The organism is Paenibacillus xylanilyticus (assembly GCF_013359935.1).
Lineage (GTDB): Bacteria > Bacillota > Bacilli > Paenibacillales > Paenibacillaceae > Paenibacillus > Paenibacillus xylanilyticus.
The window spans coordinates 1-3,935 of record NZ_JABMCB010000075.1 but is presented as its reverse complement, the minus strand read 5'-3'; the positions used below and the strand labels follow the sequence as shown (position 1 = coordinate 3,935).

The 3,935-nt window shown below is 57.8% G+C and carries 5 protein-coding genes; all 5 read left to right on the top strand.

The features are described from left to right. Positions 1 to 223, top strand: a 223-nt coding sequence (locus tag HP552_RS00620; protein WP_175393850.1) for a phage tail protein, incomplete at its 5' end; no start/stop codon positions are given. Then, positions 223 to 921 carry a phage minor tail protein L gene (locus tag HP552_RS00615; RefSeq protein ID WP_001152639.1) on the top strand — a complete coding sequence of 233 codons (699 nt, stop codon included), beginning with the start codon at positions 223 to 225 and terminating at the stop codon, positions 919 to 921. The genes HP552_RS00620 and HP552_RS00615, both read left to right, overlap by 1 nt. Before the next feature lie 5 nt (positions 922 to 926). Further along, positions 927 to 1,670 (top strand): C40 family peptidase, encoded by a 744-nt coding sequence (locus HP552_RS00610; RefSeq protein WP_000194780.1) that lies wholly within the window; start codon positions 927 to 929, stop codon positions 1,668 to 1,670. Then, a complete protein-coding gene (locus HP552_RS00605) occupies positions 1,667 to 2,239 on the top strand; it encodes a tail assembly protein (RefSeq protein ID WP_001407644.1) in 573 nt (190 codons plus the stop codon). Before HP552_RS00610 ends, HP552_RS00605 begins: the two co-directional genes overlap by 4 nt. 60 nt (positions 2,240 to 2,299) lie before the next feature. Then, positions 2,300 to 3,935, top strand: a 1,636-nt coding sequence (locus tag HP552_RS00600) for a TipJ family phage tail tip protein (RefSeq protein ID WP_175393849.1), incomplete at its 3' end; no start/stop codon positions are given.

Here is a 3,935-nt window from a genome sequence, read left to right as displayed (position 1 = left end):
GCTGAATGCCAACCTGAAAACGTACAGCGTGACGCTTTCTGTCCCCCGTGAGGAGGCCACGGTACTGGAGTCGTTTCTGGAAGAGCACGGGGGCTGGAAATCCTTTCTGTGGACGCCGCCTTATGAGTGGCGGCAGATAAAGGTGACCTGCGCAAAATGGTCGTCGCGGGTCAGTATGCTGCGTGTTGAGTTCAGCGCAGAGTTTGAACAGGTGGTGAACTGATGCAGGATATCCGGCAGGAAACACTGAATGAATGCACCCGTGCGGAGCAGTCGGCCAGCGTGGTGCTCTGGGAAATCGACCTGACAGAGGTCGGTGGAGAACGTTATTTTTTCTGTAATGAGCAGAACGAAAAAGGTGAGCCGGTCACCTGGCAGGGGCGACAGTATCAGCCGTATCCCATTCAGGGGAGCGGTTTTGAACTGAATGGCAAAGGCACCAGTACGCGCCCCACGCTGACGGTTTCTAACCTGTACGGTATGGTCACCGGGATGGCGGAAGATATGCAGAGTCTGGTCGGCGGAACGGTGGTCCGGCGTAAGGTTTACGCCCGTTTTCTGGATGCGGTGAACTTCGTCAACGGAAACAGTTACGCCGATCCGGAGCAGGAGGTGATCAGCCGCTGGCGCATTGAGCAGTGCAGCGAACTGAGCGCGGTGAGTGCCTCCTTTGTACTGTCCACGCCGACGGAAACGGATGGCGCTGTTTTTCCGGGACGTATCATGCTGGCCAACACCTGCACCTGGACCTATCGCGGTGACGAGTGCGGTTATAGCGGTCCGGCTGTCGCGGATGAATATGACCAGCCAACGTCCGATATCACGAAGGATAAATGCAGCAAATGCCTGAGCGGTTGTAAGTTCCGCAATAACGTCGGCAACTTTGGCGGCTTCCTTTCCATTAACAAACTTTCGCAGTAAATCCCATGACACAGACAGAATCAGCGATTCTGGCGCACGCCCGGCGATGTGCGCCAGCGGAGTCGTGCGGCTTCGTGGTAAGCACGCCGGAGGGGGAAAGATATTTCCCCTGCGTGAATATCTCCGGTGAGCCGGAGGCGTATTTCCGTATGTCGCCGGAAGACTGGCTGCAGGCAGAAATGCAGGGTGAGATTGTGGCGCTGGTCCACAGCCACCCCGGTGGTCTGCCCTGGCTGAGTGAGGCCGACCGGCGGCTGCAGGTGCAGAGTGATTTGCCGTGGTGGCTGGTCTGCCGGGGGACGATTCATAAGTTCCGCTGTGTGCCGCATCTCACCGGGCGGCGCTTTGAGCACGGTGTGACGGACTGTTACACACTGTTCCGGGATGCTTATCATCTGGCGGGGATTGAGATGCCGGACTTTCATCGTGAGGATGACTGGTGGCGTAACGGCCAGAATCTCTATCTGGATAATCTGGAGGCGACGGGGCTGTATCAGGTGCCGTTGTCAGCGGCACAGCCGGGCGATGTGCTGCTGTGCTGTTTTGGTTCATCAGTGCCGAATCACGCCGCAATTTACTGCGGCGACGGCGAGCTGCTGCACCATATTCCTGAACAACTGAGCAAACGAGAGAGGTACACCGACAAATGGCAGCGACGCACACACTCCCTCTGGCGTCACCGGGCATGGCGCGCATCTGCCTTTACGGGGATTTACAACGATTTGGTCGCCGCATCGACCTTCGTGTGAAAACGGGGGCTGAAGCCATCCGGGCACTGGCCACACAGCTCCCGGCGTTTCGTCAGAAACTGAGCGACGGCTGGTATCAGGTACGGATTGCCGGGCGGGACGTCAGCACGTCCGGGTTAACGGCGCAGTTACATGAGACTCTGCCTGATGGCGCTGTAATTCATATTGTTCCCAGAGTCGCCGGGGCCAAGTCAGGTGGCGTATTCCAGATTGTCCTGGGGGCTGCCGCCATTGCCGGATCATTCTTTACCGCCGGAGCCACCCTTGCAGCATGGGGGGCAGCCATTGGGGCCGGTGGTATGACCGGCATCCTGTTTTCTCTCGGTGCCAGTATGGTGCTCGGTGGTGTGGCGCAGATGCTGGCACCGAAAGCCAGAACTCCCCGTATACAGACAACGGATAACGGTAAGCAGAACACCTATTTCTCCTCACTGGATAACATGGTTGCCCAGGGCAATGTTCTGCCTGTTCTGTACGGGGAAATGCGCGTGGGGTCACGCGTGGTTTCTCAGGAGATCAGCACGGCAGACGAAGGGGACGGTGGTCAGGTTGTGGTGATTGGTCGCTGATGCAAAATGTTTTATGTGAAACCGCCTGCGGGCGGTTTTGTCATTTATGGAGCGTGAGGAATGGGTAAAGGAAGCAGTAAGGGGCATACCCCGCGCGAAGCGAAGGACAACCTGAAGTCCACGCAGTTGCTGAGTGTGATCGATGCCATCAGCGAAGGGCCGATTGAAGGTCCGGTGGATGGCTTAAAAAGCGTGCTGCTGAACAGTACGCCGGTGCTGGACACTGAGGGGAATACCAACATATCCGGTGTCACGGTGGTGTTCCGGGCTGGTGAGCAGGAGCAGACTCCGCCGGAGGGATTTGAATCCTCCGGCTCCGAGACGGTGCTGGGTACGGAAGTGAAATATGACACGCCGATCACCCGCACCATTACGTCTGCAAACATCGACCGTCTGCGCTTTACCTTCGGTGTACAGGCACTGGTGGAAACCACCTCAAAGGGTGACAGGAATCCGTCGGAAGTCCGCCTGCTGGTTCAGATACAACGTAACGGTGGCTGGGTGACGGAAAAAGACATCACCATTAAGGGCAAAACCACCTCGCAGTATCTGGCCTCGGTGGTGATGGGTAACCTGCCGCCGCGCCCGTTTAATATCCGGATGCGCAGGATGACGCCGGACAGCACCACAGACCAGCTGCAGAACAAAACGCTCTGGTCGTCATACACTGAAATCATCGATGTGAAACAGTGCTACCCGAACACGGCACTGGTCGGCGTGCAGGTGGACTCGGAGCAGTTCGGCAGCCAGCAGGTGAGCCGTAATTATCATCTGCGCGGGCGTATTCTGCAGGTGCCGTCGAACTATAACCCGCAGACGCGGCAATACAGCGGTATCTGGGACGGAACGTTTAAACCGGCATACAGCAACAACATGGCCTGGTGTCTGTGGGATATGCTGACCCATCCGCGCTACGGCATGGGGAAACGTCTTGGTGCGGCGGATGTGGATAAATGGGCGCTGTATGTCATCGGCCAGTACTGCGACCAGTCAGTGCCGGACGGCTTTGGCGGCACGGAGCCGCGCATCACCTGTAATGCGTACCTGACCACACAGCGTAAGGCGTGGGATGTGCTCAGCGATTTCTGCTCGGCGATGCGCTGTATGCCGGTATGGAACGGGCAGACGCTGACGTTCGTGCAGGACCGACCGTCGGATAAGACGTGGACCTATAACCGCAGTAATGTGGTGATGCCGGATGATGGCGCGCCGTTCCGCTACAGCTTCAGCGCCCTGAAGGACCGCCATAATGCCGTTGAGGTGAACTGGATTGACCCGAACAACGGCTGGGAGACGGCGACAGAGCTTGTTGAAGATACGCAGGCCATTGCCCGTTACGGTCGTAATGTTACGAAGATGGATGCCTTTGGCTGTACCAGCCGGGGGCAGGCACACCGCGCCGGGCTGTGGCTGATTAAAACAGAACTGCTGGAAACGCAGACCGTGGATTTCAGCGTCGGCGCAGAAGGGCTTCGCCATGTACCGGGCGATGTTATTGAAATCTGCGATGATGACTATGCCGGTATCAGCACCGGTGGTCGTGTGCTGGCGGTGAACAGCCAGACCCGGACGCTGACGCTCGACCGTGAAATCACGCTGCCATCCTCCGGTACCGCGCTGATAAGCCTGGTTGACGGAAGTGGCAATCCGGTCAGCGTGGAGGTTCAGTCCGTCACCGACGGCGTGAAGGTAAAAG

Excerpts from the sequence above, each read along its gene's own strand:
- HP552_RS00615 (WP_001152639.1), top strand. The coding sequence starts at position 223 with ATGCAGGATATCCGGCAGGAAACACTGAATGAATGCACCCGTGCGGAG.
- HP552_RS00610 (WP_000194780.1), top strand. The coding sequence starts at position 927 with ATGACACAGACAGAATCAGCGATTCTGGCGCACGCCCGGCGATGTGCG.